Source organism: Sinimarinibacterium thermocellulolyticum (genome assembly GCF_040327995.1).
GTDB classification, from domain to species: domain Bacteria; phylum Pseudomonadota; class Gammaproteobacteria; order Nevskiales; family Nevskiaceae; genus Solimonas; species Solimonas thermocellulolyticum.
On the sequence record NZ_JBEPIJ010000013.1, the window covers coordinates 1 to 24157 of the forward strand.

The following is a 24157-nucleotide window of genomic DNA, read 5'->3' on the forward strand; positions in this document are numbered from 1 at the left end:
CTTGGTAGCATTCCGTCACGGCGGATTCGCTCCAGAGAATTGGCTTCGACAACCGAATTCTACTGGGCAACAGCGAATCCGCCGTGCCTTCTCAGCAGCCTACTCGTGACGGATCCGGGCTAGAGTGCGCGGCCGATGGACGCTTCGATGAATGCCGAAGATCTCACGCGCGTGCAGCGTCTGATTGCGGCTGGACGGCTGTTCCATCGGCGTGGCTGGGTGCCGGCGACCGGCGGCAATTTCTCGGCACGCCGCGACGCCGGCACGATGCTCATCACCGCGTCCGGCTGCCATAAGGGCGAGCTGGAGCCGGAGCACTTTCTGGTCGCCGATCTCGACGGCAAGCCGCTGCAGGTCGGGCGCAAGGCGTCCTACGAGACCCTGCTGCACTGCCAGTTGTATCGCTTCGATGTGGCGATCGGTGCCGTGCTGCACACGCATTCGATCGCCAACACCGTGCTGTCGCGCCGCTACGAGGGTATTTGCCTGGCCGGCTACGAGCTGCTCAAGCTGCTGCCGGGCATCTCGACCCACGATGCTGCGGTCATCGTTCCGGTGTTCGAGAATGACCAGGACATCGCCCGGCTCGCCGCGAGAGTCGATGCACATCTGCGCGAACGGCCGCAGACGCCGGCCTATCTGATCGCCGGCCACGGCCTGTACGCTTGGGGCGCGGACGTCGATCAGGCGCGCTGGCGCGTCGAGGCACTGGAGTTCATGTTCGAATGCGAGCTGCGGTCGCAAGCCTTGAAGGAGTAGCACGATGACCACGTTGACGGTGTATTCGGATCAAGATGCCAGCACGCCGCTGGCGACGTACACGGACTACGCCGATATCCGTGCGCAGCTCGCCGGCATCGGCGTCGAGTTCGAGCGCTGGCAAGCCAGCCAGCCGCTGTCGCCGACGGCGACGCCGGACGAGGTGATGACGGCGTACCGGGATTCGATCGATGCGCTCAAGCGCAAGTACGGCTTTGTGTCGGTGGATGTCGTCTCCATGCACCCCGAGCATCCGGACGCGGCGGCGGCGCGCGGCAAATTCCTCGCCGAGCACACCCACGCCGATTTCGAGACGCGCTTCTTCGTCGACGGCGCCGGCGCCTTCTACATCCGCAAGAACGGCAAGGTGTACCTGACGGTCTGCACCAAGGGCGATCTGATCAACCTGCCGGCCGACACCACGCACTGGTTCGACATGGGACCAAAGCCGAATTTCAAGGCGATCCGCTTCTTTCGAATCCAAGACGGCTGGGTCGGCCACTTCACTGGTGACAAGATCGCCGACCGGTTTCCGAAATATGGTGAGCCGGGATAAGACGAAGTGCCATGAATGGCACTTCGTCCCGGCGAACGCCCGGCCACGGATGGCCGGGCAGCGGTGGACTATGAGAACTGAAGTCTCGCCATGGATGGCTTGGGGCAACGACCAATGATCAAAGCCATCGTCACCGACATCGAAGGAACCACGTCGTCGATCGACTTCGTCCACCAGACCTTGTTCCCGTACGCGAAGGCGCGCATGCGTGCTTTTCTGCGCGCGCACGCCGGTGACGATCGCGTGCAGCGTCTGCTGGCGGATGTCGAGCAGATCGAGAACCGCGACCTGTCGCTGGACGAGGCCGCAGACGTGCTCGAACGCTGGATCGCCGAGGATCGCAAGCTCACGCCGCTCAAGGCGTTGCAGGGCATGATCTGGAAGACCGGCTACGAGGCCGGCGAGCTCAAGGGCCACGTCTATGCGGACACACCCGATGCGCTGCGCCGCTGGCAGGCCGCAGGCAAGCGACTCTATGTCTACTCCTCCGGCTCGGTCGAGGCGCAGAAGCTGATCTTCGGCCATACCGACTACGGCGATCTCACGCCGCTGTTCTCGGGCTACTTCGACACCCGAATTGGCGGCAAGCGTGAGGCGGCGTCGTACCGACGCATCCTCGACGAGATCGCGCTGCCCGGCCCGCAGGTGCTGTTCCTCTCAGATGTAGGCGAGGAGCTCGATGCCGCGCGCGCAGCGGGTCTTGCGACCTGCCAGATCGTGCGCGACGACAAGACCGTGCCGGCGCCTGCGCACCCGCGGGCGACGAGCCTGGCCGAGGTCGTCGCCTGAGGAAATCGGCGTTCAGCGGAGGCCTTGCGGCTCAGGCGGCCGCGAGTAGGCGCTCGCGCCAGCCGGCGCGGCGATCGCCGATGACGACGAAGCCGGGATTGAGCAGGGAATCTTTCTCGTTGTAGCGCAGCGGCGCGAGGTCCGGCAGGCGCAGCACTTCGCCGCCGGCGCACTCGACGACACAATGCCCGGCCGCGGTGTCCCATTCCGAGGTCGGGCCGGTGCGCGGATACAGGTCGGCGCTGCCCTCGGCCACCAGGCAGAACTTCAGCGAGCTGCCGGTGCTGACGGCGTCGTGCTCGGGCAGCTTCGCCAGCAGGGTGTCGAGCGCCGCGTCCTTGTGCGAGCGGCTGACGACGAACACCGGCGGATTCGCAGCGGCGCGCGCCTTGATCGGCGCGCGCACCTTGCCCTCGATGCGCAGCGCACCCAGCCCGCGCGCGCCGGCGTAGCCGACGCCCTTGGCCGGCGCCCAGACCACGCCGAGTAGCGGCGCGTGGTTCTCGATCAGCGCGATGTTCACGGTGAACTCACCGTTGCGCTTGATGAATTCCTTGGTGCCGTCGAGCGGGTCGACCAGCCAGTACTGCGGCCAGGTGCGACGCGTCGCATAGGGCGTGTCCGCGCCTTCTTCCGACAACACCGGGATCCCGGGGGTGAGCCGCGCGAGCCCGGCGACGATGGTCTGGTGCGCAGCCAGATCCGCCTGCGTCAGCGGCGAGTCGTCGTCCTTGTGGTGGACGGCGATGTCGCGGGCGTAGATGTCGAGGATGCGCTCGCCCGCGGTGCGGGACAGCTCGATGACGGCGTCGAGCAGCGACGCGCTGATGGCAAGGCTCACGGGATCGGGTTCGGCAGGTGAAGCTCGTATCATACGGGGCTTATGTCGGCGATCGTGAATGCGACGGTGGATTGGGGCGCCGTGGAATGGGTGCTGCTCGACATGGACGGCACCGTTCTCGATCTGTCCTTCGACAATTATTTCTGGCGCGAGCTGGTGCCACTGCGCTACGCCGAGAAGAACGGGCTGACGCTCGATCAGGCGCGCTCGGTGCTGGCACCGAAGTTCGAGGCGGTGCAGCACACCCTGCCGTGGTACTGCACGGATTACTGGAGTGAGGTGACCGGCCTGGACATGGCCGGCATCAAGCGTGAGATCCGTGCGCGCATCGCGCCGATCGACGGTGCCGAGGATTTCCTCAAGGCCGTATTGGCCGCCGGCAAGCGGCTGTGGCTGGTGACCAATGCCCACCCCGATAGCTGGCGCCTGAAGCTCGAATACACCGGATTCGACCGCTACTTCGAGCAGGTGATCTGCTCGCACGATTACGGTTTTCCAAAGGAAGACCTGCGGTTCTGGGAGGCGGCGCAGGCGGCGCACCCGTTCGATCCGGCACGCACGCTGTTCGCTGACGACAGCATGCCGGTGCTGTTGGCGGCGCGGGCTTTCGGCATCGCCTGGGTCATCGGCATGCGCAAGCCGGACAGTCAGATGCCGGAGCGGCCGCTCGAGGCCTTCGCCTCGGTGCGGACGTTGGCGGAACTGACACCGTCGCTGCGCGCCGCGACGCGTTAGCGGCGCCTGCGCGAGCGGCCTGCGCCGCCACCACCGCGACGTGCGCCGCCGTGGCCGCTGCGGTGCCGCCGCGGCTCGCGTGCCGGCGCGACGTAATCGGCGGCGATCAGATCATGACCGCCCTCGAGCGGAGGGATGCGCATGCCGATGTACTTCTCGATGTCCGGCAGCGAATAGACCCAGGTCTCGCAGCACAGCGAGATCGCATCGCCGTTCGCGCCGGCGCGCGCGGTGCGGCCGATGCGGTGGACGTAGTCCTGCGGGTCCTGCGGCAGGTCGTAGTTGATGACCAGGTCGACGCCGGGGATGTGCAGGCCGCGCGCGGCGACATCGGTGGCCACCAGCACCGGCAGCTTGCCGGTCTTGAACTCTTCGAGCAGGCGCAGGCGCGTGCCCTGGGCGACGTCGCCGGACAGCACGGCCGCGGTGAAGCCGTTGGCGCACAGGCCGCGCTCCACCTCCTCGGCCTCGCGCTTGGTGTTGACGAAGACCAGACTGCGTTGCGAGCGGTGCTGTCGCAGCACGCCGACCAGCAGGGGCATCTTCTCGTCGTTGGCGACGTGGATCATGGCTTGGCGCACGCGGTCGGCGGTGACCTGCTCGGGCTCGATCTCGATCTTCTGCGGATCGTTCATGTGCTCGTAGGCGAGTTCGAGCACGCGATGCGACAGCGTCGCCGAGAACAGGTAGTTCTTGCGCTGGGCCGGCGGCGGCATCTTGCGGATGAGATAACGGATGTCGGCGATGAAACCGAGGTCGAACATGCGGTCGGCTTCGTCGAGCACCAGCACTTCGATGTGCTTGAGCGTGTAGGTGTGCTGCTTGTAATAGTCGATCAGCCGGCCCGGCGTGCCGATGAGGATGTCGACGCCGGCGGCGATGCTGGCGCGCTGCGATTCATAGCCGGCGCCGCCGTAGCAGACGGTCATGCGCAGGCCGGTGTCGGCGCCGATGGCCATCGCGTCCTTGTGGATCTGCACGGCGAGCTCGCGCGTCGGCGCCAGGATCAGCGCGCGCGGCTGTCCCGGGTCGTCCTCCGGCTTGCGCGGCACGGTGAGCAGGCGCTGCATCGTCGCCAGCAGGAACGCGGCCGACTTTCCGGTGCCGGTCTGCGCCTGCCCGGCGAGATCGTGCCCGCAGAGCGCGCGCGGCAGCGCGGCCGCCTGGATCGGCGTGCAGTGGGTGAAGCCGAGACGGTTCAGACCCGCGAGCAGGGTCGGGTGCAGGTCGAGATCGGCGAAGCGGATGTCGGTGAGATGACTGGGCTGCATTTCGCAAAACGCTGCGGGGGACGGGCACACTCTTGCAAGGAGCGGGCGGATCGGCTCAAATAGGACCTCTACCGGCTGCGCGGCGACTTTCCAGCACCGCCGCCCAGAATCACGACTGATTCGGCCGACCGATTCGGCCCCGCTGTAGCTCCCCGACCGAAAAATCATAACGTCCTGACGTTGGTTTTGCGCGGCCTGAGGTTCGATTCATCGGTCCTCAAGGTCGACGGGCGGGTCGATCACCGCTGCCCCAGGTCACTTTTAGAGGTACTTCCATGAGCGAACACGTCACCGCGGTCACCGATGCCAGCTTCGAGCGCGAGGTCAAGCAGGCGAGTCATTCGCAGCCGGTGCTGGTGGACTTCTGGGCCGAGTGGTGCGGGCCGTGCCGCATGATCGCGCCGATCCTCGACCAGGTCGCGGCCGAGCAGGCCGGCAGGCTCAAGGTGGTCAAGCTCAATGTCGACGAGAACCCGCAGACGCCGGCGGCGCTCGGCATCCGCGGCATCCCGACGCTGATTCTGTTCAAGAACGGCGCGCCGGTCGCCACCCAGGTCGGCGCGCTCGCCAAAGCCCAACTCGCCGCATTCGTGACGCCACACCTCAATGTCGTCTGAGCAGCCCCCCAAGCCGCAGTCTCCGAGAAACAAGTCCATGAAACACCGTCGGCGCTTTCATTCCGGCAAGAACCGCGGCGGCAACAATGGCAACGCCATGCCGCAAGGCGGATTCCCGGACGATCTCGCCCTCGAGGAGGAGATGGCCGAGGCCGAGGCCGAGGCAGTGGACACGCCGCTGATTCAGGAAACCGTCGTCGACGAGAACGGGGAGACGATCGTCATCACCCGCCCGCAACCGCCGGCGGAGCCACCCCGGATCATTCGCGTGCCGGATCTCAAGCGCAAGACGGCCGCCGAGCTGCTGCGCATGGCCGAGGAGCAGGGCCTGGAAAACATCGCCCGGGCCAAGAAGCACGATCTGATCGTCTCGCTGCTGCGTGCCGCGGCCAAGCGCGGCGATCACATCTACACCGAGGGTGTGCTCGAGATCATGTCCGACGGCTACGGCTTTTTGCGTAGCCCCGACAGCTCGTACCTCGCCGGGCCGGATGACGTCTACATCTCGCCGAGCCAGATCCGCCGCTTCGCGCTGCGCACCGGCGACACGGTCGCCGGCCGTGTGCGCTCACCCAAGGACAACGAACGCTATTTCGCGCTGCTCAAGGTCGACACGATCAACTACGAGCCGCCGGAAGTCTCCAAGCGCAAGGTCAGCTTCGAGAACCTGACGCCGCTGTTCGCCGACGAGCAACTGAAAATGGAGCGCGGCAATGGCACGACGGAGGACATCACAGCGCGCATCATCGACCTGGTCGCGCCGTTCGGCAAAGGTCAGCGCGGACTGATCGTCTCGCCGCCCAAGGCCGGCAAGACCATCATGATGCAGAACATCGCGCAGTCGATCGCGAACAATTACCCGGATGTCTACCTGATCGTGCTGCTGATCGACGAGCGTCCGGAAGAAGTCACTGACATGCAGCGCACCGTGCGTGGCGAGGTCGTGGCCTCGACCTTCGACGAGCCCGCGGCGCGCCATGTGCAAGTCGCCGAAATGGTGATCGAGAAGGCCAAGCGTCTGGTCGAGCACAAACGCGACGTGGTCATCATGCTCGACTCGATCACGCGCCTGGCCCGTGCCTACAACACGGTGGCGCCGTCGTCGGGCAAGGTGCTGACCGGCGGCGTCGACGCCAACGCGCTGCAGAAGCCCAAGCGCTTCTTCGGTGCCGCGCGCAACATCGAGGAAGGCGGCTCGCTGACCATCATCGCCACGGCGCTGATCGACACCGGTTCGAAGATGGACGAGGTCATCTACGAGGAGTTCAAGGGCACCGGCAACATGGAGTTGCATCTCGAACGCCGTATCGCCGAGAAGCGCGTGTTCCCGGCGATCAACATCAACCGTTCGGGCACCCGCAAGGAAGAGCTGATGATGGACCCGGCCGACCTCAACAAGGTCTGGATCCTGCGCAAGCTGTTGCACGACATGGACGAGGTCGCGGCCATCGAGCTGCTGATCGACCGTATGAAGCAGACCAAGACCAACGCCGCGTTCTTCGAATCGATGAAGCGGAATTGAGTACCCGGGCGGCGCGCGGGCCCTGCGCCACAGGCGTGGCGATCCTCGCGTCGGGAAGACACCTGGTCCCGCAAGCGAAAAAGCCCGGCGATGCCCGGGCTTTTTCGCTTGGACGTGCCGGCCGGCTCAGCCCAAGGTCAACACGCTGTTCAGCAGCAGCCGTACCAGCATGGTCTGGCGCGTGACCCCGGTCTTACAGAAGATCGAGCGCAAATGCGTGCGCGCGGTGTTACGGCGCACGTTCATCTTTTCCGCGGCCTCGTCCAGCGTATAGCCCTCGGCGAGCAGCAGTGCGAGCTGCGCCTCCATACGGGTCAGACCGAACAGGCGCCGCACCAGCTCCTGCGACGGCTGCGCGGCGTTGGACTCCGGATCGCGCAGGAACACGACCACTGCGGGCCGCTGTTTGCTCTCGGACCAGGGGCCCAGCGGGACGGCACGCACCAGCACGCCGAGCTTGGCGCGGCCCGAGGGACGTGTGATCGACATGGCTTCCACCACGCTCGCCGCCTCGGTTTCGCCGCCGTCCTGCGGTGGCGAGGCGTTCGCATCGGCCAGGGCGCTGCGGATCATGCGTTGCAGCTCGCGGCTCTCCTGGCTGGAATCGACGCACAGCGTGTTGCCGGACAGCCAGATGCCGTCCTTTTCGGCAAGGATGCGGCGCGCCTCCTGGTTGGTTTCGATCAGCGAGCCGTCCTGCGCGAAGCTGAGCATGCCGAGCAGCATGCGGTTGACGGTACCCGCGAACAGGCTGCGCTCGCATTCGAGAAAGTCCAGGCGCGCGTGTAGCTGGATCGAGCGCTTCAGATGCGGCAGCAGGAAGCGGCACAGGGCCTTGTCCTCGTCGGAGAACGGACGGGCATCGTGCGCGCGGGTGACGCGCAGCCGGCATTCGATGCCATCCTTGGTGTAGATGTCGGCACCGAGCAGATGGCGGATGCCGAGCGGTTTCAAGTACTCCAGATAGACCGCGCTCTGCAACCATTGACGGCCGATCAGCTCCTCGGCGGTCACGACCTCGCCCTCGGGCAGGCGCACGAAGGGGTCGAGCGAGAAGAAATGGGTTTCGTAGGACTCGATGCCCTGGCGCGTGACCGGGCCGGTGTTGATCATCACGCCGGTGCTGTCCGGCGACGGCGGGCGCAGCATCAGCGTGACGTGTGCGGCGCCCAACTGCTCGCGCAGCAACTGCAGTGCGGATTGCCACGGCGGCGTCTCGGTGGGGCCCTCGTAGATCGCGCCGAGCAGGCGGTCGATCTGCTGTAACTCGAAGGTCGGCGTGGTGGCGGACGTGGCTCCGTTCATCGCGGTTCTCCCGCCCGCACGACGGGCCTGCAGATGCGTGATCGCGGACGTGCTGGCCTGTACAGCCATTGCATTCTCCTCTCGCGCCCCGTGTCGGCCGGGGCGCTGCCGATTCGTGTCGGGGCACCGAGCCCGGATGCGCGGGCCGCGGCGCTATGAATAGGCCGCGGCGCGCGCGGCGTCAAGCGCGATCATGGCCGCTTTTGCAGTGTGCCGTTCTCATCTGAACGGATGAGTTTGTGCCGGCGCGGCCTCGCGATCATGCGGGCCACGACTCCATCCGCACACGGGACTGCCGAGATGACCGACGAAGCCACCATGAAGGCGGCGATGCAGGCGTACATCGATGCCTTCAACCGCAGCGACGCCGCCGCCATCGCCGATCTGTATGCGGACGATGCAACCGTCGAGGATCCGGTCGGCAGCCCGCCCAAGACCGGCAAGAGGGCGATCGCCGAGTTCTACCAGATGGCGGTGGCCACCGGCGCGCGTCTGGAACTGGCGGCGCCGATCCGCGCCTCGCACGGCAAGGCCGCGGCCATGGCCTTCGACGTGCGTCTGAACATGCCGCAAGGGCGGGCGCACATCCGGGTGATCGACGTGATGACGTTCGACGAGGCCGGCAAGTTCACGTCGATGAAGGCCTACTGGGGCAAGTCGGACATGGTGCTGGAGCAGTGAACGCCGCCGCGCTGCAGCGCCTGGCGGACCGCATCGAGCTGGAAGATCTGGTCATCCGTTACGCCAATGCGATCGACCGGCGCGATTTCGACGCCCTCGATGCGGTGTTCCTGCCGGATGCGCACATCGATTACCGGGCCATGGGCGGCATCCAGGGCGATTACCCGACGGTGAAGGCCTGGTTGCCGCAGGCGCTCGGATCGTTTCCGGCCTACATGCACCTGATCGGCAACGTCGAGTTCCAGATCGACGGAGACACGGCGCACGGTCGCGTCGCCTGCTTCAATCCGATGCAGGTGCCCGATCCCAACGGGGGCGAGGGCGAGACCATGTTCCTCGGCCTGTGGTATCTCGATGAGTACCGGCGCACCGTTGACGGCTGGCGCATCGCGCGCCGTGCGGAACAGAGGTGTTATCTGCACAACATGCCGGCGTGGATGAAGCGGGCGCTGAAGCTGGTGTAGGTAAGGTCAGTCCCGTCGGCGCGGCGGCGAGCCTCACTCAGCGATAGCGATACACCAACTCCAGCCCGATGTAGCGCGGTTCGCCCCAGACCACGGCGCGGTCCGCGTGTGGCAGGTTGTCGATCGCGATCACCGGGTAGACCTCGTCGGCGAGGTTGCGCGCGTGCACCGCGAGGTCTAGCGTGCCGTGGCGGCCCAGCGGCAAACCCGCGGCGGTGAGTCGGGCGTTCCACAGGCCGTAGGCGGGAATCGAGGTCAGGCCGCGGCGGTCTTCGGTGATGACCTGGCCCTGGCGCACGTCGGTGTAGTTGTACGAGACGAAGGCACGCAGCTCGCCCAAGGACGCGCGCCACAGAGTCCAGTCGGCCGCCAGCACGCCGCTGTGGCGCGGGGCCGAGGTGAACGGGTATAGATCGGCGACGTTGTTGCCGGCCGGATCGAGGACTTCCTGGACCTCGGCATCGAGGTAGGCGTAGTCGGCGATGAGCGTCAGCTCCGGCGTGATCAGCGCGGTGAGATCGACTTCGGCGCCGCGCATCCGCGCGCGGCCGGCGTTGATCGTTTTGGTGTCGGAGATGGTGCCCGGAATCAGGAAGTTGATCTGCATGTTCTCGTAGTCGGCGCGAAAGGCGGCGAAGTTCGCGCGCAGGCGCCGGCCGAGCCACTCGCTTTTTAGGCCGAGTTCGACGCTGTGCACGAACTCCGGATCGAAGCCGTCGGTGAAGCCGACGCCGTAGGCCGGATCGGCGGTCGCGCCGGAGACATTGGGGTCGCGCACGTTGAAGCCGCCGCTCTTGTACGACTCGACGGACTTTGCGTAGACGTTCAGCGTGTCGCTGAGGTCGAAGGCGGCGACGAAGGAGAAGGCGTCGTCGTCGAACGCGCGCGCGGCCGGCACGTGGTCGAACCTCTCGGCCGAGGACAGCGGCACGCCGATGCCGACGCCGCTCGTCTGCACTTCGAGATAGGTGTCGCTGATGCGGAACTTCTCCGCGCGGCGCTCGTCCCGCGAATGCCGGTAACCGGCGGTCAGGTGCAGGCGTTCGTCGAACACCGGCGGTGTCCACGTGGCTTGGCCGAAGGCGGCGACGGCCTCGTTGTCGATGGTCCAGTCGAGATTGACGAAATTGACCAGCTTGATCACCTCGACCTGGTTGAAGTCGATGCCGGGCAGGCCCAAGAGCGGGTCGAGCTCGGGCAGCGAGGTCGATAGTTCGTCGAGCTGATCGAGCGGCACGATCGAGCTGAAGTTGTGGTTGAGGCGATTGCGATCCTCGCGCCCCTCTTCGGCGAAGTGAAAGACGCCGACGACGTACTGCAGCGCATCGTCGAGCAGCCGCCCGGAGAGCTGCAGCTCATGCGACCACTGCTCCTGCGTCACCGTCGGAATCACCAGGGGCGTCGGGCCGCCGTTGGCGGTCAGCGCCGCGGGGCCGTCGTAGGCGTGGCTGTCGACGCGGTAGGTGGTCGAGCCGGCACCACCGCCCAGATCGGCGTACTGGCGGTCGCGCAGCTCGCGGTAGGCGCCGATGTACTTGAGCTCGTGCGCGCCCAGCGCGGCGGTCAAGGTCAGGGCGTGGCCGTCGATGCGCGTGCCGGATGCTTCCATCGGCATCCCGGTCGCCAGCCGCTCCAGGCGACGATCGGAATAGACGCTCTGCGAGACCGCATACGGCTTGAACAGCTCGGCGGCGCCCTTGTTCGTGTTTGGCAGCAGCACCGGTTGGAACGCGGCGTTGACGTAGCGCGTGTCGCTGTGATCGAAGGCATAGTCCGCGGTCAGCTCGCTCGTCGGCATCCAGCGCGCGGCCAGCCGTCCGGCGAATTCCTCGCGGTCGCCGAAGTCCGCGCCCGGACCGGCGTTGTCGACGAAGCCGTCGCCGGTGCTGCCGAGTACGGCGACGCCCAGGGCGAACGTGTCGGTGACCGGCAGGTTGATGCTGCTGCGCGCCGACAGGCGATTGCGCTCGCCACCGCTGACGGTGTGCGACATCGCAAAGCCATCCACCTGCGGTTTGCGCGTGATCAGATTGACCGCGCCGCCGGTGGTGTTGCGACCGTAGAGCGTGCCCTGCGGGCCGCGCAGTACCTCGATGCGTTCGAGATCGGCGACATCGAGGGCCAGGCCGACCGAGCGCGCGACGTAGACGCCGTCGATGTAGACGCCGACCGCAGGATCCTGGGTGAGCTGCGCATCGTTGATGCCGACGCCGCGGATGAAAAGGCGCAACGTTGCGTTGTGCGTCGGGAACGGCTCCAGCGTCAGGCCCGGCACCTGGCCGCCGAGATCCTGCACGCCCTTGATGCCGCGCTGCTCGATCGCCTCGGCGTCGAAGGCCTCGATCGAGATCGGCGTGTCCTGCAGGCTGGCGACGCGGCGCTCGGCGGTCACGATGATCTCCTCGAGCATCGCCGCCCGCGGCGCCGGCGGCAGGGGAGCGGCCACGACGGCGGATTCGCCCCGAGCCGGTGCGACGCCGATCACCGCATCCAGTTCATCCTGCGCCAGCGCGCCGTTCGGCAAAGCCAGCCACAGTGCGGCAATCCACCGTGCCGGTCCGTGCATGGCGCCCCCCTTGGTTCGCTCGACGAGGCCACGACCGGACATGGCGCACGCGCCTCGCGCAAACGGATGTGCGCGGCGGATTCGGCCGATCAGGCCGCCCGGCTCGCCGGTGCCGGTTCCACGCCGCGCGCGTGGTAGATGCCTTCGACGCCCTTGAGCAGTTCTTCGCGCTGCGCGCGCGGGTTGTAGAACTGCTTGTACCAGGCGCGCTGCTTGAGAAACGGCCCGTCGCCCTGCACGTACAGGCCGCGGATGTTCGGGCGCTTGTGCTTCCACACCTCGAAGTCCTGGGCGAAGGCGGCGAGCGCCATCTCCTGGTACTGGCGGGCGATCGCGACATCCTCTTGGGTGTAGCGGGCGGCGCCGCTCGGGGATTTGACCATCAGGCCGTGCCAGACATAGGCGCTGCCATCGTCGACCGGCGTGTGCGCGATGAAGATGTACGACTCGTGGGTGCCGACCATCTTGGTGATGAGGATGCTCGGGCCGTGGTAGGTCGCGGTCGTTTCCAGCAGCGGGCCGTCGGCGGTGGTCAGCGTGCGGTGGCCGCCGCCCATGCGCTGTATCGCGACGTGCCCCCTGAACTCGTTCTCGAAGTACTGGGTCAACGAGCCGTGGATCGGGCCGAAGTGGGCGACGTCGGTGATGTTGTCGACGATCTCCTGCGTGTGGCAGTTGACGATGCCCAGGTCGTCGAAGGCGATCGGCACCCAGGCCGGATCCGAGCATTCGGGGATGACGGGGATCTCGTAGTCCGGCTCGCCGCCTTCCGGGTCGTGCCAGACGAACACCGCGCCCATGCGCTCCTCGACTTTCCACGAGCGCACCCTGGCCTGCGGCGGGATCGGCCCCGGCGAATACGGGATCTGGTTGCACTTGCCATCGGGCCCGAAACGCCAGGCGTGGTAGGGGCAGCGGATCGAATCGCCTTCGACGGCGCCGTCCATCGCCACGTACGAGGTGCTGTTGCGTGCAAGGTGCGTGCCCATGTGCGGGCAATAGGCGTCGAGCAGGACCACCCTGCCGCTGTGCTTGCCGCGGTAGAGCGCGAAGTCCTGCCCGAAGAAGCGTACGCCTTGCGGCTTGTCGGTGACCTTGGCGCTTTCCGCGATCATGAACCAGCCGCGCGGAAACGTGAATTCGCCAAGGCCGTAATCCTTCGTCGTTGCCATCTCGCACTCCCGGTCCGCACGGTTTGCTGCGCGGACCTGTTCCAAGCCGGGCCGGGCGCGCAGCGCCCGACGTTCGCCAGCAGTTTGGGAAGCTGCGGGTGTTGCAGCATCACCCGTTTGAGTGAACGCATCCGCCTCGCTTGATCATGCACGCCCCGCAAAGGCCGCAGAGCCTGACGGGGCTACCCATTTCGGACGATGCTGCGAGCCGGCGATTCTGTGAAAAAGCCAGCGTGTCCATCGCCCCTGCGGACGTCAGCGGATCGTGCTGCGCTCGCATGGGCACGCAAGGAGAACGACATGCCCGCCACCGCGAAGAAGACGGCCCAGCTGGTCACGCCCGAACTCTTGGTCCAGCGCGCACGCGACTTGATTCCGAAGTTGCGCGAGCGCGCCGAGCGAGCCAACGCCGAGCGCGTGCTGCCGCGCGAGACCATCGCCGATATGCAGGAGGCGGGATTGTTCGACGTGCTCAAGCCCAAGCAGTACGGCGGCTACGAGATGGACCCGCAGGTGTTCTATGACATCCAGATGATCCTGGCCGAGGGCTGCATGTCCACCGCCTGGGTGTATGGGGTCATCGGTGTGCACAACTGGCAAATCGCCCTGTTCGACCCGCGCGCGGCGCAAGACGTCTGGGGCGGCGGCGATACCTCGGTGCTGATCGCCTCGACCTACATGCCCAAGGGGCAGGTCAGGAAGGTCGACGGCGGCTTTAGGTTCTCTGGACGCTGGGGCTTTTCGTCCGGCATCGACCACTGTGACTGGGTGTTCCTCGGCGGCCTGATCTTCAATGAGGGCCAGCCACCGGAATACCGCACCTTCCTGCTACCCAAGTCCGATTACGAGGTGGTCGACACCTGGCACACGATGGGGTTGAAAGCCACCGGATCGAAGGACGTCGTGGTCAAGGACGCCTTCGTGCCGGAATATCGCACACACAAGGCCAGCGACGGCTTTCTGGGGACCAACCCCGGGCGCGACACCTTCACCGCGCCGCTGTACAAGCTGCCCTTCGGACAGATCTTCGTGCGCGCGGTGTCGACGGCGGCGATCGGCGGCCTGCAGGGCGCGCTGAACTGCTTCACCGAATTCGGCGGCAGTTGGACCGGCAACATGGGGGCCAAGACCGCCGAGCAGGTGCCGGCGCAGATGGCCGTGGCCGACGCCGCGGTCGCGATCGACGAGATGAAAATCACCCTCAAGCGCAATTTCGATGCGCTGATGGAGGCTGCGCGCGGCGGTGCCGAGGTGGATCTGCACACCCGACTCAAGTTCCGTTACCAGGCGGCTCTGGTCGTCGAGCGCTGTTGCCAGCACGCTTACCGGCTGCACTCGGCTTGCGGCGGGCGCGGCGTCTTCCTCGACTTTCCGCTGGTGCGCTACTTCTTGGACATTCTGACCGCGCGCGCCCACTACGCCAACAACCCGGACATCTTCGGCCGCAACTTCGGCGGCGTGATGCTCGGCCGCGAGAACACGGACTTTTTCGTTTGAGACGTTCCGTCCGGGACTTGCATAACCAGCGGAGGCGGTGGCGCATGAGTCAGACGAACTGGGATCAGGAGTACGACGTGATCGTCGTGGGCTCCGGCGGTGGCGGCATGACCGCGGCCCTGGTGGCACACGGGCACGGCCTTACCGCCGCGGTGATCGAAAAGTCCGACAAGTACGGCGGCACCAGCGCGGTGTCCGGCGGCGGCATCTGGATTCCGTGCAACGACGACATCGCGCGCACCGGCGGCACGGACTCGTACGAGGAAGCGCTGACCTATCTCAAGCATTTGATCGGCGATGCGGTGCCGCTAGCGCGCATCGAGGCCTATCTCAAGCATGCGCCGGAGATGGTGCGCTATCTGGCACAGCGCTTCGATGTCCGCTACAGCAATGTCCCGAAGTATCCGGACTACTACCCGCAGGTTCCCGGCGGCAAGCAGGGCTGGCGCTCGATGCAGCCGGCGGCGTTCGATGCCAAGCGGCTCGGCGCCGAGTTCGACCATCAACGCGAGTCGTTCAAGGGCACGCTGCTGATGGGGCGCATCGCCATGGACCAGATCGAGGCGCACACGCTGTTTTCCCGGGGCCCCGGCTGGATCGCGCTGACGCTCAAACTGCTGCTCAAGTACTGGCTCGACATCGGCTGGCGCTTGCGCACGCATCGCGACCGCCGCCAAGTGCTCGGCCAGGGCATGGTCGCGGCGCTGCGCTACGCGATGCTGCAGAACGGTATTCCGCTGCAGCTCAACACCGCACTCGAATCGCTGATCGAGCAGGACGGCCGCGTGATCGGCGTCGTCGTGCGCCAGCAGGGACGCACGCTGCGTTACCGCGCACGCCGTGGCGTCGTGCTCGCCTGTGGCGGCTTCGAGTCGAACCAGCAGATGCGCGAGCAGTATCTCGCCAGGCCAACCAAGGCCGATTGGACTGCGGCGCCGCCGATCAATCACGGTGACGGCATTCGCGCCGGCCAGGCCCTGGGTGCGCGGCTCCGGCACATGGATCTGGTCTGGGGTTCGCCCACGGTGCGCAAACCCGGCGCCGCGCAGCAGATCACACTGTTCGTCGAGCGCGGCATGCCGGGCTGTGTGGCCGTCAACAAAAAGGGTCTGCGTTTCGTCAACGAGGCGGCGGCGTATCCGGACTTCCGCAATGCGATGTACGCGGACGACGCCAAGGGCAACGGCTGCATTCCGGCGTGGCTGATCTTCGACGCGGCCTTCCGCTACAAATATCCGATGGGCATCTTTCTACCGGGCCAGATCGAGCCGGACAGCAAGCTACCCAAGGACTGGCTCGACAACGTGTACTACCGCGCCGACTCGCTGGAGACCCTGTCGCAGAAGATCGGCGTGGACACGCAGAACCTGCTGCGCACCGTCGCGAAGATGAACGAGTACGCGAAGACCGGCATCGATGTCGAGTTCCACAAGGGCGAGACCGCGATCGATCGCTACTACAGCGACCCCAGCGTCAAGCCGAACAGCTGTTTGGGCCCCATCGTCAAGCCGCCGTTCTATGCGGTGCCGATGTGGCCCGGCGAGATCGGCACCAAGGGCGGGCTCGACGTCGACGAGCGCGCGCGCGTGCTGCGCGAAGACGGTAGCGTAATTCCGGGTCTGTATGCGATCGGCAACACTTCGGCGGCGGTCATGGGGCCGACCTATGCCGGCGCCGGCTCGACGCTCGGCCCGGCAATGACCTTCGGCTACATCGCGGCGCGTGACCTGGCGCAGGCGGTGGAGGCGGGCACCTCGGCGCCGCGCAGAGCGGCCTGATCCGAACGGTGTACGCGCCCGGGCGCCCTTTGCTGCGCTCGGGCTTGTATCCGTCGGCGGTTTGAGGACACACTAGGCGAGCGTCCGGTGGAGGAGCCGCGACGCACACCCACGGCTCGAACCGGGGGCACATCGATGGATGCGTTGACTTACCCGGCCGGCAGCGCCGGCCCGTCATCACGCACACCCGCGGCGCGCGCCGCGGATGACAGACCTCCTCGTGCCGCCGTCCCCCCTCTCTTCGCAACCGCGCCGACGATCGTCGCGCCTCCCCACGCGCCGGTGCGCGCGTGCTGCGGCGAGCCAGCGACCACAGCGCAAGGGGGGTGTTGAATGGCCATCGCCATCGTCCTGGTCCTGCTGCTGCTCGGCTCGATCCTGTTTCACTTCCTGAGTCCGTGGCAGCTTACGCCGCTGGCGTCGAACTGGGGTTCGATCGACGACACCATCGACATCACCCTGTGGGTCACCGGCTTCGTTTTCGTCGCGGTGAACCTGTTCATGGCTTGGGCGATCGTGCGCTACCGCTATCGTTCCGACCGGCGCGCCGAGTACGAGCCCGAGAACAAGACGCTCGAATGGTGGCTGATGGGCGTCACCACCGTGGGGATCGCGGCGCTGTTGGCACCGGGGCTGTTCGTCTGGGGCCGCTACGTGACCGTGCCCGATGAGGCCCACGAGGTCGAGATCGTCGGCCAGCAGTGGCACTGGGGATTCCGTTTTCCGGGCAAGGACGGCGCGTTCGGGCGCGTCGATACGCGGCTATTGAGCGGCGAGAATCCCTTTGGCATGGACGCCGCGGACCCGGCGGGCCTGGACGACGTCTTGATCCACGGCTCGCGCGTGTTGCTGCCGGTGGACCGGCCAGTCAAGGCGCTGCTGCGCTCGCGCGACGTGCTGCACAACTTCCAGGTCGTGCAGTTCCGCGCCAAGATGGATCTGGTGCCGGGGCAGTTGTCCTATCTGTGGCTGACGCCGACGCGCACCGGCGAGTTCGAGATCCTGTGCGCGGAGCTGTGCGGCATCGGCCACTTCGCGATGCGCGGCATGGTCGAGGTGGTCGAACCCGCGGCCTTCGAGCAATGGCTGGCGGCACAGCCCACGTACGCGTCGATCCTCGCCCGCCCCGAACCCGATGCCGCCAAGGGCAGGACGCTGTACGCGCCCTGTGCCGCCTGCCACGGCACCGAAGGCCAAGGTAATGCGCAGATGAACGCACCGCGGCTCGCCGGCCAGGACGCCTGGTATCTGATCCGCCAGCTCGCATACTTCAAATCCGGCGTGCGCGGCGCGCATGCCGACGACACCCACGGTCAGCAGATGCGCGCCTTCGCGTCGATGCTCGTGGATCGCGCGGCAATGGCGGATCTCGCCGCCTACATCGAGACCTTCCCGGTGCCACCGCCAGTGATCAGCGTCGACGGCAATCCGCAGCGTGGCGCGCGCGTGTGGCGCAACTGCGCCGCCTGCCACGGCAACGAAGGGCAGGGCATCCAGGCGACACAGGCACCGCGGCTCGCGGGCATCGACGACTGGTATCTGCAGCGCCAGCTCGACAACTTCCGCCGCGGCATCCGCGGCCGCCATCCGGACGATGCCTACGGCTGGCAGATGACGGAGATGGCCAAGCTGGTGCGTGGCGAAGACGCGACCCGTGATCTGATCGCGCACATCAACATGCTGGCGCTCGCGGCATCGCGCCCGGCGGATGGCGCGACCGAGCTCGCACACAGGAGCGACTGATGGCCCACAGTATCTATGACGCCGTTTCCACGGCGCCGCCGGCCGAAGGCCCGGAGATGGAGCTGCCGCCGCATGCGCACAGCTTCATCGGCAAATACGTGTTCTGTCAGGACGCGAAAGTCATCGCGATCCAGTACGCGATCACCGCGACCGCGATCGGCCTGGTCGCGCTGGCGCTGTCGATCGTGATGCGCCTGCAGCTCGGCTTTCCCGAGACCTTCTCGCTGATCGACCCGAGCAATTATCTGCAGGCGGTGTCGATGCACGGGATGATCATGGTCGTCTACCTGCTCACCGCGTTGTTCCTCGGCGGCTTCGGCAATTACCTGATCCCGCTGATGATCGGCGCGCGCGACATGGTGTTCCCGTGGCTCAACATGATGAGCTTCTGGGTCTATTTGCTCGCGGTGCTGGTGCTGGCCGCGAGCTTCTTCGTGCCCGGCGGGCCCACCGGCGGTGGCTGGACGCTGTACCCGCCGCAGGTGGTGAGTCCGGGTACGCCCGGCGTCGGCGGCGGCATCATCCTGATGCTGGTGTCGCTGGGCCTGTTCATCATCGGCTTCACGATGGGTGGGCTCAACTACGTCGTCACCGTGCTGCAGGCGCGCACGCGCGGCATGACCTTGATGCGCATGCCGCTGACGGTCTGGGGCATCTTCATGGCGACGGTGCTCGCGCTGCTGGCCTTTCCGGCGCTGTTCGTCGCCGCGCTGATGCTGCTGCTCGACCACACGCTCGGCACCAGCTTCTTTTTGCCGTCGATGCTCAATCTCGGCGAGCAGTCCCGGCATTCGGGCGGCAGTCCGCTGCTGTTCCAGCACCTGTTCTGGTTCTTCGGCCACCCGGAGGTCTACATCGTCGCGCTGCCGGCCTTCGGCATCGTCTCCGACCTGATCGCGACGCACGCGCGCCGCAACATCTTCGGCTACCGCATGATGGTGTGGGCGATCATCGCCATCGGCGCGCTCTCTTTCGTGGTCTGGGCGCACCACATGTACGTCAGCGGCATGAATCCGTACTTCGGTTTCTTGTTTGCGACGACGACGCTGATCATCGCCGTGCCGACCGCGATCAAGGTCTACAACTGGGTGCTGACGCTCTGGCGCGGCAACGTGCGCCTGAGCGTGCCGATGTTGTTCGCGATCGGCTTCATCTTCACCTTCGTCAACGGTGGTCTGTCGGGTCTGTTCCTCGGCAACGTCACCGTGGACGTGCCCTTGTCCGACACTTACTTCGTCGTCGGCCACTTCCACATGGTGATGGCGGTGGCACCGATCCTGGTGATCTTTGGCGCGATCTATCACTGGTACCCGAAGATCACCGGCAAGATGTTCAACGAGACCGCCGGCAAGATCCATTTCTGGATCACCTTCCTCGGCACCTACGCGATCTACTACCCGATGCACTACCTCGGCTTCGAAGGCGTACCGAGGCGCTACTACGCCTACGGCGAGACCGCGTTCATCTCCGACTCGGTGCAGGCGCTCAACGCCTTCATCACCCTTGCCGCCATCGTCGTCGCGCTGGCGCAGATCCTGTTCATCTTCAACCTGGTGTGGAGCTGGCTCCACGGCGAAAAGGCCGATCCCAATCCGTGGAAGGCGACGACGCTGGAGTGGCAGACGCCGCACAATCCGCCGCGGCACGGCAATTTCGGGCCCGAGCTGCCGGTGGTCTACCGCTGGCCGTATGACTACAGCGTGCCCGGCGCGAAGGACGACTTCATCCCGCAGAACGTGCCGCCCGAAAAGGTCGAGATGTTGCCCGGCCATGCACCGGTGGCGAAGAAGGCATGACGATCACACTCGCCTTTCTCGCGCTGCTGATGGCGATGTTCGCCGCCTATCTGGTGCGCCAGTCCGTCGGCGTGCAGCCCTGGGTGGCCGACGCGCTGGGCGCGACGCGCCCGCCGGGGCCGATCCTGAGCGCGCCGTCGCTCGGCCTTTTGGTGTTTCTCGCCGTCGTCACCTCGATCTTCGGCCTGACCGTCAGCGCCTATGTCATGCGCATGGCGGCGGCGCCGCAGTGGGACTTCCTGCCGCAGCCGCCGCTGCTGTGGATCAACAATGCGCTGCTGGTGTTCGCCAGCCTGGCTCTGCAGACGGCCTGGTCCGCCGCACGTCGCGCACAGCCGCAGCGCTTCGCCCGCGGCATGGGATTCGGTGGCGCGTGCACGGTGGCCTTCGTCGCCGGCCAAGCGCTGCTGTGGCGCGAGCTGTCCGGCGCCGGCTATACGATGACGCGCTACGTCGGCAGCGCCTTCTTCGTGCTGATGGCCATGCTGCACGCCCTGCACATGCTCGGCGGACTGTATGCGCTGCTGCGCGTGGTGCTGCGCCTGCAGCGCGGCGCGACGCTGTGGCAACTGCGCGAGGCGGTGGGCCTGTGCGCGCTGTACTGGCATTTCCTGCTGCTGGTCTGGGCCGTGCTGTTCACGGTGCTGTTCGTCGGCGCCGAGCCGCTGTACGCCTGGTGCCGGAGCTGACCATGGCCACGGGAGAAACGAGATGAGCGAGGCCTCGGCCGCACTGCAACCCGGCATCAAGGGCTTGGTCGCCGACGTCGCGTCCGACCAGAGCGCCTTCAAGAAGGTGCCTTGGGGCAAGGCGATGATGTGGATCTTCCTGCTCTCCGACACCTTCGTGTTCGCGTGCTTTTTGATCAGCTACATGACCGCGCGGGCCTCGACCACGGTCGAGTGGCCGGACGCCAGCATCGTCTTCGGTCTGCGCGTCGGCGGCGTGGACGTGCCGTTGCTGCTGATCGCGATCATGACCTTCGTGCTGATCAGCTCCAGCGGAACGATGGCACTCGCGGTGAAGTACGGTTACGAGAAGAACCGCAGGATGACCGCGATTCTTTTGGTCCTGACCGCACTGCTCGGCGCGACCTTCGTCGGCATGCAGGCCTTCGAGTGGACCAAGCTGATCGGCGAGGGCGTGCGCCCCTGGGGCAATCCCTGGGGCGCGCCGCAGTTCGGTGCCGCCTTCTTCATGATCACCGGCTTTCACGGTACCCACGTCACGATCGGCGTGATCTTCCTGATCGTCATGGCGGTCAAGGTCATCCGCGGCGCGCTCGACGATCAGCGCCCAGGCTTTCTGACCGGGCGCAAGGGACGCTACGAGATGGTCGAGACGCTCGGCCTTTACTGGCACTTCGTCGATCTGGTCTGGGTCTTCATCTTCGCGTTCTTTTATCTGTGGTGAGAGACCGTCATGGCGCACGATCAAGCCCAGCAGCAGCATCCGCTCAGCGTCTACCTGTGGATCTGGGGGCTGCTGTTCGTCCTCAGCGTGCTGTCGTATCTGGTCGACTACGTCGGCTTCGAGGGGCTGCTGCGCTGGTCGCTGATCTGCCTGTTCATGCTGCTCAAGGCCGGGCTGATCATCGCCGTGTTCATGCACATGATGTGGGAGCGCATGGCGATTGCCTGCGCGATCCTGATTCCGCCCGGGGTGCTCGTCGTGTTGATGGGCCTGATGGCGATCGAGGCCAACTACACGCTGATCTCGCGGCTGCGCTTTCTGCTGAACTGACGCACAGACCCACGAAGCCGCGCGCCCTGGCGGCGCGCGGCTCGGTTGCCGCCCATGCTCACGGGAACGTCTTGGTGAAGAACCGCGTCAAGCGGTGCTGGCCGAACACGATCCAGTGCGGCGCACCGGCGGCAGTGCCCGCGGCCTTGAGCCGCGGATGCTTCTTCACGATCGCTTCCAGGATCTTCGCCTGCTGCGGTTCGAGATCGACGAAGAACACGTGCTTGCCCTCGTCGAGCGCCTTCTTGAAGTGCTTGAAATGCACGTTGGGCGTCTGGATGCCGATCAGTCCGCCCTCCCAGGTGCAGAAGCCGAGCAGGACGACGGCGAGAAAGATGAACGGCACCCAGCCGGCGGCGGTCTCGGTCCAGCCCGCGCCCCAAGCCACGCCGAGCACCAGGATCGCCGCGCAGGCGCCGAGCGCGAGCCCGATCAGGCCGGAGTGGATCACGTCCTTCTTCATGAAGGACACCACCTGATGCAGATGATGATGTTGGTCTGCCGCGCGATCGTCGTTGGTCAGCAGATGGATCTGCGGCGTGACGACGCCGGCGGCTTCGAGCTCTTCTTCGAGCCGTTCCAGATCGTCCAGATCGTCACTCAGGAAAAAGTAGCGGGTCATTTTCATCGCAGTCTCCTCGTAGAGTCGCCGTGCCGTCACGGCGGCCGAGGGCCTGCAAGAGCGGGCTACTCGTCGCAGGCCTGCAACCACCGCGCAGCGCCGGACTGTTCGCTTCACCGCATGAACCGTATGACCAGAGCATAGCGCAGACGGCGACGCCGTCCATGCGCCGGATGCGGCGAGCCGACGGGCGGTCGTGGCTCGCGCGGACCGCCGCACCCAGGCGGCGGATCGCCGATCATGCGCGCTCGCGAGTTCCGATGCCGGTGATGCCATGTGCAGATACCGGCTCGCACGACGCCGCCCGCGGCACCGCGCCGACGCGACACCAGCGTTTTTCGACGCGGCGCCCCAGCAGCCAGAACGGCAGCACGATCAGCAGCGCGGCGGCGCTGCCGCCGCCGGACCTTCGCTCGTTCACCGCCGGTAGCTCCAGGCTGTGCACGGCAAGGACTGGCCGTCGAACACCTGGTCGCCCAGATTGCCCACCAGCATCGGCGTGACGTTGGCGGCGAGCGCCGGGTGCTTCTGCAGCATCCACCAGCCGCCGCGCTGGAGCTTGTCCGGTGGCCACAGATCGCCCGCAGGGAGTCCCCATGATCCGTAGGCCTCGGGCTGCAACATCAATTCCGCGCCGAGCTGATCCAGCCGGTCGTTGACATCGATCATCCACGCATCCTTGCTGATCACCGTAGCGATGCGCGCGAACGGTAGATCGAACGCCGGCAAATCGACGGTCTGGATGCCGCGTAGGCCCAGGCCGAGCCCTCGTTCGCGCTCCAGCGGCACGAGATAAGCCTTGTCCTGCACCGTGATCAGCTCGCCGTTCGGACCGAACACGAAGTTGCGGTTGCGCACGTTGGGCTCGGTCGCGACGAAGGCGTGACCATCGAAGTGCAGCGGATCGGCGAAGGGCGCTGCCTGCGGACCGTCGATGCGCTCGAATGGTGCGAGGTTGGACGACACAAAAAGGTAAACGCCGTACTCGGCGGAGAGCTCGGCGAAGACGCCGATCAGCCGTGCCAGCGTGTCGGTCAGTGCCAGATTCAGCAGCTGGCCAGGGGCATCCACACCAGGAAAGCGCGCGGCATACAGCGCGATCTGCGGCGCATACGGGCCGGTCAGACTGGCCAGCGCCGGCACCGCACCCGCCTCGTCGAGCAGTGCGCGGCCAAGGGCGCCCCGCTCGCCGACGAAGTAGGCCATCAGGGTCTGATTTTCCGGGTAGCTGACGAAGTTGGGCACGTCATCACGCAGCTTCGGCGCGATGTCACGCGCAAACTGCGCGCGCACCGCGGCGCGAAAGCTCGCGATGCTGTGCACCTGATCCAACTGGTGGAAATGCGTGACCGCGAAGGCGCGAAACTCTCGCGCCTGCAGCCCGGCAATGGGCAGCGCCGAGAAGCACCACAAGGCCGATCAAACTTCGGTATGAGCGCATCGCGACGGTCCTCGCCCGCTATCCGCGGCCAGCATATCGCCGGAGCGAGCTGCTGCGGTCCGCCGCAGCGGGGAAACGGCCTCGTCGATCTCGCAGCGGCGGCCGATTCTAGTTGTTGCACACCGGTGGCGACCAGAGCACCGTTCGTGCGTGAGACCACGCCAGGGGATGCACGCGGGAGGCCCCTGATCGCAGTGGACAAGAGCTCGCCGCGCCGTCCCGTCACCTGCGACCGTACCGGGGCCGCCGTGAAACGACG

23 protein-coding genes are annotated in these 24157 nt (G+C 66.3%); 15 read left to right on the top strand and 8 right to left on the bottom strand.

Annotated features, from left to right (window positions below):
* Nucleotides 1-147 precede the first annotated feature (147 nt).
* The 3 genes from ABSH63_RS11455 to mtnC all read left to right on the top strand — a co-directional run bounded on the left by ABSH63_RS11455 (nt 148) and on the right by mtnC (nt 2104).
* A complete protein-coding gene (locus ABSH63_RS11455) occupies nt 148-759 on the top strand; it encodes a methylthioribulose 1-phosphate dehydratase (RefSeq protein ID WP_352889893.1) in 612 nt (203 codons plus the stop codon).
* Between the two features lie 4 nt (nt 760-763).
* Nucleotides 764-1315 carry a 1,2-dihydroxy-3-keto-5-methylthiopentene dioxygenase gene (locus ABSH63_RS11460; protein WP_352889894.1) on the top strand — a complete coding sequence of 184 codons (552 nt, stop codon included), beginning with the start codon at nt 764-766 and terminating at the stop codon, nt 1313-1315.
* A gap of 114 nt (nt 1316-1429) precedes the next feature.
* Entirely contained in the window at nt 1430-2104 is a 675-nt protein-coding gene (mtnC, locus tag ABSH63_RS11465; RefSeq protein ID WP_352889895.1) for an acireductone synthase, read from the top strand.
* A 31-nt stretch (nt 2105-2135) separates the two neighbouring features.
* On the opposite strand, the gene cysQ is transcribed toward mtnC, so the two are convergent.
* Nucleotides 2136-2978 carry a 3'(2'),5'-bisphosphate nucleotidase CysQ gene (cysQ, locus tag ABSH63_RS11470; protein ID WP_352889896.1) on the bottom strand — a complete coding sequence of 281 codons (843 nt, stop codon included), beginning with the start codon at nt 2976-2978 and terminating at the stop codon, nt 2136-2138.
* Between the two features lie 9 nt (nt 2979-2987).
* Here cysQ and yrfG point away from each other — a divergent pair, with 9 nt between their 5' ends.
* Nucleotides 2988-3680: a GMP/IMP nucleotidase gene (gene yrfG / locus ABSH63_RS11475; protein WP_352889897.1), complete on the top strand. Its 693-nt coding sequence runs from the start codon at nt 2988-2990 to the stop codon at nt 3678-3680.
* On the opposite strand, the gene ABSH63_RS11480 is transcribed toward yrfG, so the two are convergent.
* A complete protein-coding gene (locus ABSH63_RS11480) occupies nt 3677-4951 on the bottom strand; it encodes a DEAD/DEAH box helicase (RefSeq protein WP_352889899.1) in 1275 nt (424 codons plus the stop codon). The genes yrfG and ABSH63_RS11480 overlap by 4 nt on opposite strands.
* 275 nt (nt 4952-5226) lie before the next feature.
* On the opposite strand from ABSH63_RS11480, the gene trxA reads away from it, so the two are divergent.
* Together trxA and rho are read left to right on the top strand one after the other, a co-directional pair.
* Nucleotides 5227-5568, top strand: coding sequence for a thioredoxin (gene trxA, locus ABSH63_RS11485; protein ID WP_352889901.1), 342 nt, complete (start codon nt 5227-5229; stop codon nt 5566-5568).
* Nucleotides 5569-5878: 310 nt separating this feature from the next.
* Nucleotides 5879-7090: a transcription termination factor Rho gene (gene rho / locus ABSH63_RS11490; protein WP_434223270.1), complete on the top strand. Its 1212-nt coding sequence runs from the start codon at nt 5879-5881 to the stop codon at nt 7088-7090.
* Between the two features lie 126 nt (nt 7091-7216).
* Here rho and ABSH63_RS11495 read toward each other — a convergent pair whose 3' ends face one another.
* Nucleotides 7217-8395 carry a helix-turn-helix transcriptional regulator gene (locus ABSH63_RS11495; protein ID WP_352889902.1) on the bottom strand — a complete coding sequence of 393 codons (1179 nt, stop codon included), beginning with the start codon at nt 8393-8395 and terminating at the stop codon, nt 7217-7219.
* Nucleotides 8396-8695: 300 nt separating this feature from the next.
* Between ABSH63_RS11495 and ABSH63_RS11500 the strand changes: the two genes are divergently transcribed.
* Together ABSH63_RS11500 and ABSH63_RS11505 are read left to right on the top strand one after the other, a co-directional pair.
* Complete coding sequence (locus ABSH63_RS11500; protein WP_352889903.1) at nt 8696-9076, top strand: steroid Delta-isomerase; 381 nt, start codon at nt 8696-8698, stop codon at nt 9074-9076.
* Nucleotides 9073-9540 (top strand): nuclear transport factor 2 family protein, encoded by a 468-nt coding sequence (locus ABSH63_RS11505; protein ID WP_352889905.1) that lies wholly within the window; start codon nt 9073-9075, stop codon nt 9538-9540. Before ABSH63_RS11500 ends, ABSH63_RS11505 begins: the two co-directional genes overlap by 4 nt.
* A 37-nt stretch (nt 9541-9577) precedes the next feature.
* On the opposite strand, the gene ABSH63_RS11510 is transcribed toward ABSH63_RS11505, so the two are convergent.
* Together ABSH63_RS11510 and ABSH63_RS11515 are read right to left on the bottom strand one after the other, a co-directional pair.
* The gene (locus ABSH63_RS11510; RefSeq protein WP_352889906.1) at nt 9578-12106 is read right to left on the bottom strand and encodes a TonB-dependent receptor; all 2529 of its coding nucleotides are present in this window, start codon (nt 12104-12106) and stop codon (nt 9578-9580) included.
* An 89-nt stretch (nt 12107-12195) separates the two neighbouring features.
* Nucleotides 12196-13278, bottom strand: a complete 1083-nt coding sequence (locus ABSH63_RS11515) for a 3-ketosteroid-9-alpha-monooxygenase, oxygenase component (RefSeq protein ID WP_352889908.1) — start codon at nt 13276-13278, stop codon at nt 12196-12198.
* Between the two features lie 300 nt (nt 13279-13578).
* Between ABSH63_RS11515 and ABSH63_RS11520 the strand changes: the two genes are divergently transcribed.
* The 7 genes from ABSH63_RS11520 to ABSH63_RS11550 all read left to right on the top strand — a co-directional run bounded on the left by ABSH63_RS11520 (nt 13579) and on the right by ABSH63_RS11550 (nt 21835).
* The gene (locus ABSH63_RS11520; RefSeq protein WP_352889909.1) at nt 13579-14775 is read left to right on the top strand and encodes an acyl-CoA dehydrogenase family protein; all 1197 of its coding nucleotides are present in this window, start codon (nt 13579-13581) and stop codon (nt 14773-14775) included.
* 44 nt (nt 14776-14819) lie between these two features.
* Nucleotides 14820-16553, top strand: a complete 1734-nt coding sequence (locus tag ABSH63_RS11525; RefSeq protein WP_352889911.1) for an FAD-dependent oxidoreductase — start codon at nt 14820-14822, stop codon at nt 16551-16553.
* Nucleotides 16554-16886: 333 nt separating this feature from the next.
* A complete protein-coding gene (locus ABSH63_RS11530; RefSeq protein WP_352889913.1) occupies nt 16887-18296 on the top strand; it encodes a c-type cytochrome in 1410 nt (469 codons plus the stop codon).
* Nucleotides 18296-20092, top strand: coding sequence for a cytochrome c oxidase subunit I (locus ABSH63_RS11535; RefSeq protein ID WP_352889914.1), 1797 nt, complete (start codon nt 18296-18298; stop codon nt 20090-20092). Before ABSH63_RS11530 ends, ABSH63_RS11535 begins: the two co-directional genes overlap by 1 nt.
* Nucleotides 20089-20781, top strand: coding sequence for a cytochrome c oxidase subunit 3 (locus ABSH63_RS11540; RefSeq protein WP_352889915.1), 693 nt, complete (start codon nt 20089-20091; stop codon nt 20779-20781). Before ABSH63_RS11535 ends, ABSH63_RS11540 begins: the two co-directional genes overlap by 4 nt.
* Nucleotides 20782-20803: 22 nt before the next feature.
* Nucleotides 20804-21505, top strand: a complete 702-nt coding sequence (locus ABSH63_RS11545; RefSeq protein ID WP_352889916.1) for a heme-copper oxidase subunit III family protein — start codon at nt 20804-20806, stop codon at nt 21503-21505.
* A gap of 9 nt (nt 21506-21514) precedes the next feature.
* A complete protein-coding gene (locus ABSH63_RS11550) occupies nt 21515-21835 on the top strand; it encodes a cytochrome C oxidase subunit IV family protein (protein WP_352889918.1) in 321 nt (106 codons plus the stop codon).
* Nucleotides 21836-21893: 58 nt separating this feature from the next.
* On the opposite strand, the gene ABSH63_RS11555 is transcribed toward ABSH63_RS11550, so the two are convergent.
* The 3 genes from ABSH63_RS11555 to ABSH63_RS11565 all read right to left on the bottom strand — a co-directional run bounded on the left by ABSH63_RS11555 (nt 21894) and on the right by ABSH63_RS11565 (nt 23870).
* The gene (locus ABSH63_RS11555) at nt 21894-22457 is read right to left on the bottom strand and encodes a magnesium transporter (protein ID WP_352890034.1); all 564 of its coding nucleotides are present in this window, start codon (nt 22455-22457) and stop codon (nt 21894-21896) included.
* 238 nt (nt 22458-22695) lie between these two features.
* Nucleotides 22696-22878 (bottom strand): hypothetical protein, encoded by a 183-nt coding sequence (locus ABSH63_RS11560; RefSeq protein ID WP_352889919.1) that lies wholly within the window; start codon nt 22876-22878, stop codon nt 22696-22698.
* Complete coding sequence (locus ABSH63_RS11565; RefSeq protein WP_352889921.1) at nt 22875-23870, bottom strand: carbon-nitrogen hydrolase family protein; 996 nt, start codon at nt 23868-23870, stop codon at nt 22875-22877. The genes ABSH63_RS11560 and ABSH63_RS11565 overlap by 4 nt, the downstream gene beginning before the upstream one ends.
* Nucleotides 23871-24157: the final 287 nt, after the last annotated feature.

Coding starts and splice junctions, on each gene's coding strand:
- ABSH63_RS11455 (WP_352889893.1), top strand. CDS start 148: ATGAATGCCGAAGATCTCACGCGCGTGCAGCGTCTGATTGCGGCTGGA.
- ABSH63_RS11460 (WP_352889894.1), top strand. CDS start 764: ATGACCACGTTGACGGTGTATTCGGATCAAGATGCCAGCACGCCGCTG.
- mtnC (WP_352889895.1), top strand. CDS start 1,430: ATGATCAAAGCCATCGTCACCGACATCGAAGGAACCACGTCGTCGATC.
- cysQ (WP_352889896.1), bottom strand. CDS start 2,978: ATGATACGAGCTTCACCTGCCGAACCCGATCCCGTGAGCCTTGCCATC.
- yrfG (WP_352889897.1), top strand. CDS start 2,988: ATGTCGGCGATCGTGAATGCGACGGTGGATTGGGGCGCCGTGGAATGG.
- ABSH63_RS11480 (WP_352889899.1), bottom strand. CDS start 4,951: ATGCAGCCCAGTCATCTCACCGACATCCGCTTCGCCGATCTCGACCTG.
- trxA (WP_352889901.1), top strand. CDS start 5,227: ATGAGCGAACACGTCACCGCGGTCACCGATGCCAGCTTCGAGCGCGAG.
- rho (WP_434223270.1), top strand. CDS start 5,879: ATGGCCGAGGAGCAGGGCCTGGAAAACATCGCCCGGGCCAAGAAGCAC.
- ABSH63_RS11495 (WP_352889902.1), bottom strand. CDS start 8,395: ATGAACGGAGCCACGTCCGCCACCACGCCGACCTTCGAGTTACAGCAG.
- ABSH63_RS11500 (WP_352889903.1), top strand. CDS start 8,696: ATGACCGACGAAGCCACCATGAAGGCGGCGATGCAGGCGTACATCGAT.
- ABSH63_RS11510 (WP_352889906.1), bottom strand. CDS start 12,106: ATGCACGGACCGGCACGGTGGATTGCCGCACTGTGGCTGGCTTTGCCG.
- ABSH63_RS11515 (WP_352889908.1), bottom strand. CDS start 13,278: ATGGCAACGACGAAGGATTACGGCCTTGGCGAATTCACGTTTCCGCGC.
- ABSH63_RS11520 (WP_352889909.1), top strand. CDS start 13,579: ATGCCCGCCACCGCGAAGAAGACGGCCCAGCTGGTCACGCCCGAACTC.
- ABSH63_RS11525 (WP_352889911.1), top strand. CDS start 14,820: ATGAGTCAGACGAACTGGGATCAGGAGTACGACGTGATCGTCGTGGGC.
- ABSH63_RS11530 (WP_352889913.1), top strand. CDS start 16,887: ATGGCCATCGCCATCGTCCTGGTCCTGCTGCTGCTCGGCTCGATCCTG.
- ABSH63_RS11535 (WP_352889914.1), top strand. CDS start 18,296: ATGGCCCACAGTATCTATGACGCCGTTTCCACGGCGCCGCCGGCCGAA.
- ABSH63_RS11540 (WP_352889915.1), top strand. CDS start 20,089: ATGACGATCACACTCGCCTTTCTCGCGCTGCTGATGGCGATGTTCGCC.
- ABSH63_RS11545 (WP_352889916.1), top strand. CDS start 20,804: ATGAGCGAGGCCTCGGCCGCACTGCAACCCGGCATCAAGGGCTTGGTC.
- ABSH63_RS11550 (WP_352889918.1), top strand. CDS start 21,515: ATGGCGCACGATCAAGCCCAGCAGCAGCATCCGCTCAGCGTCTACCTG.
- ABSH63_RS11555 (WP_352890034.1), bottom strand. CDS start 22,457: ATGACCCGCTACTTTTTCCTGAGTGACGATCTGGACGATCTGGAACGG.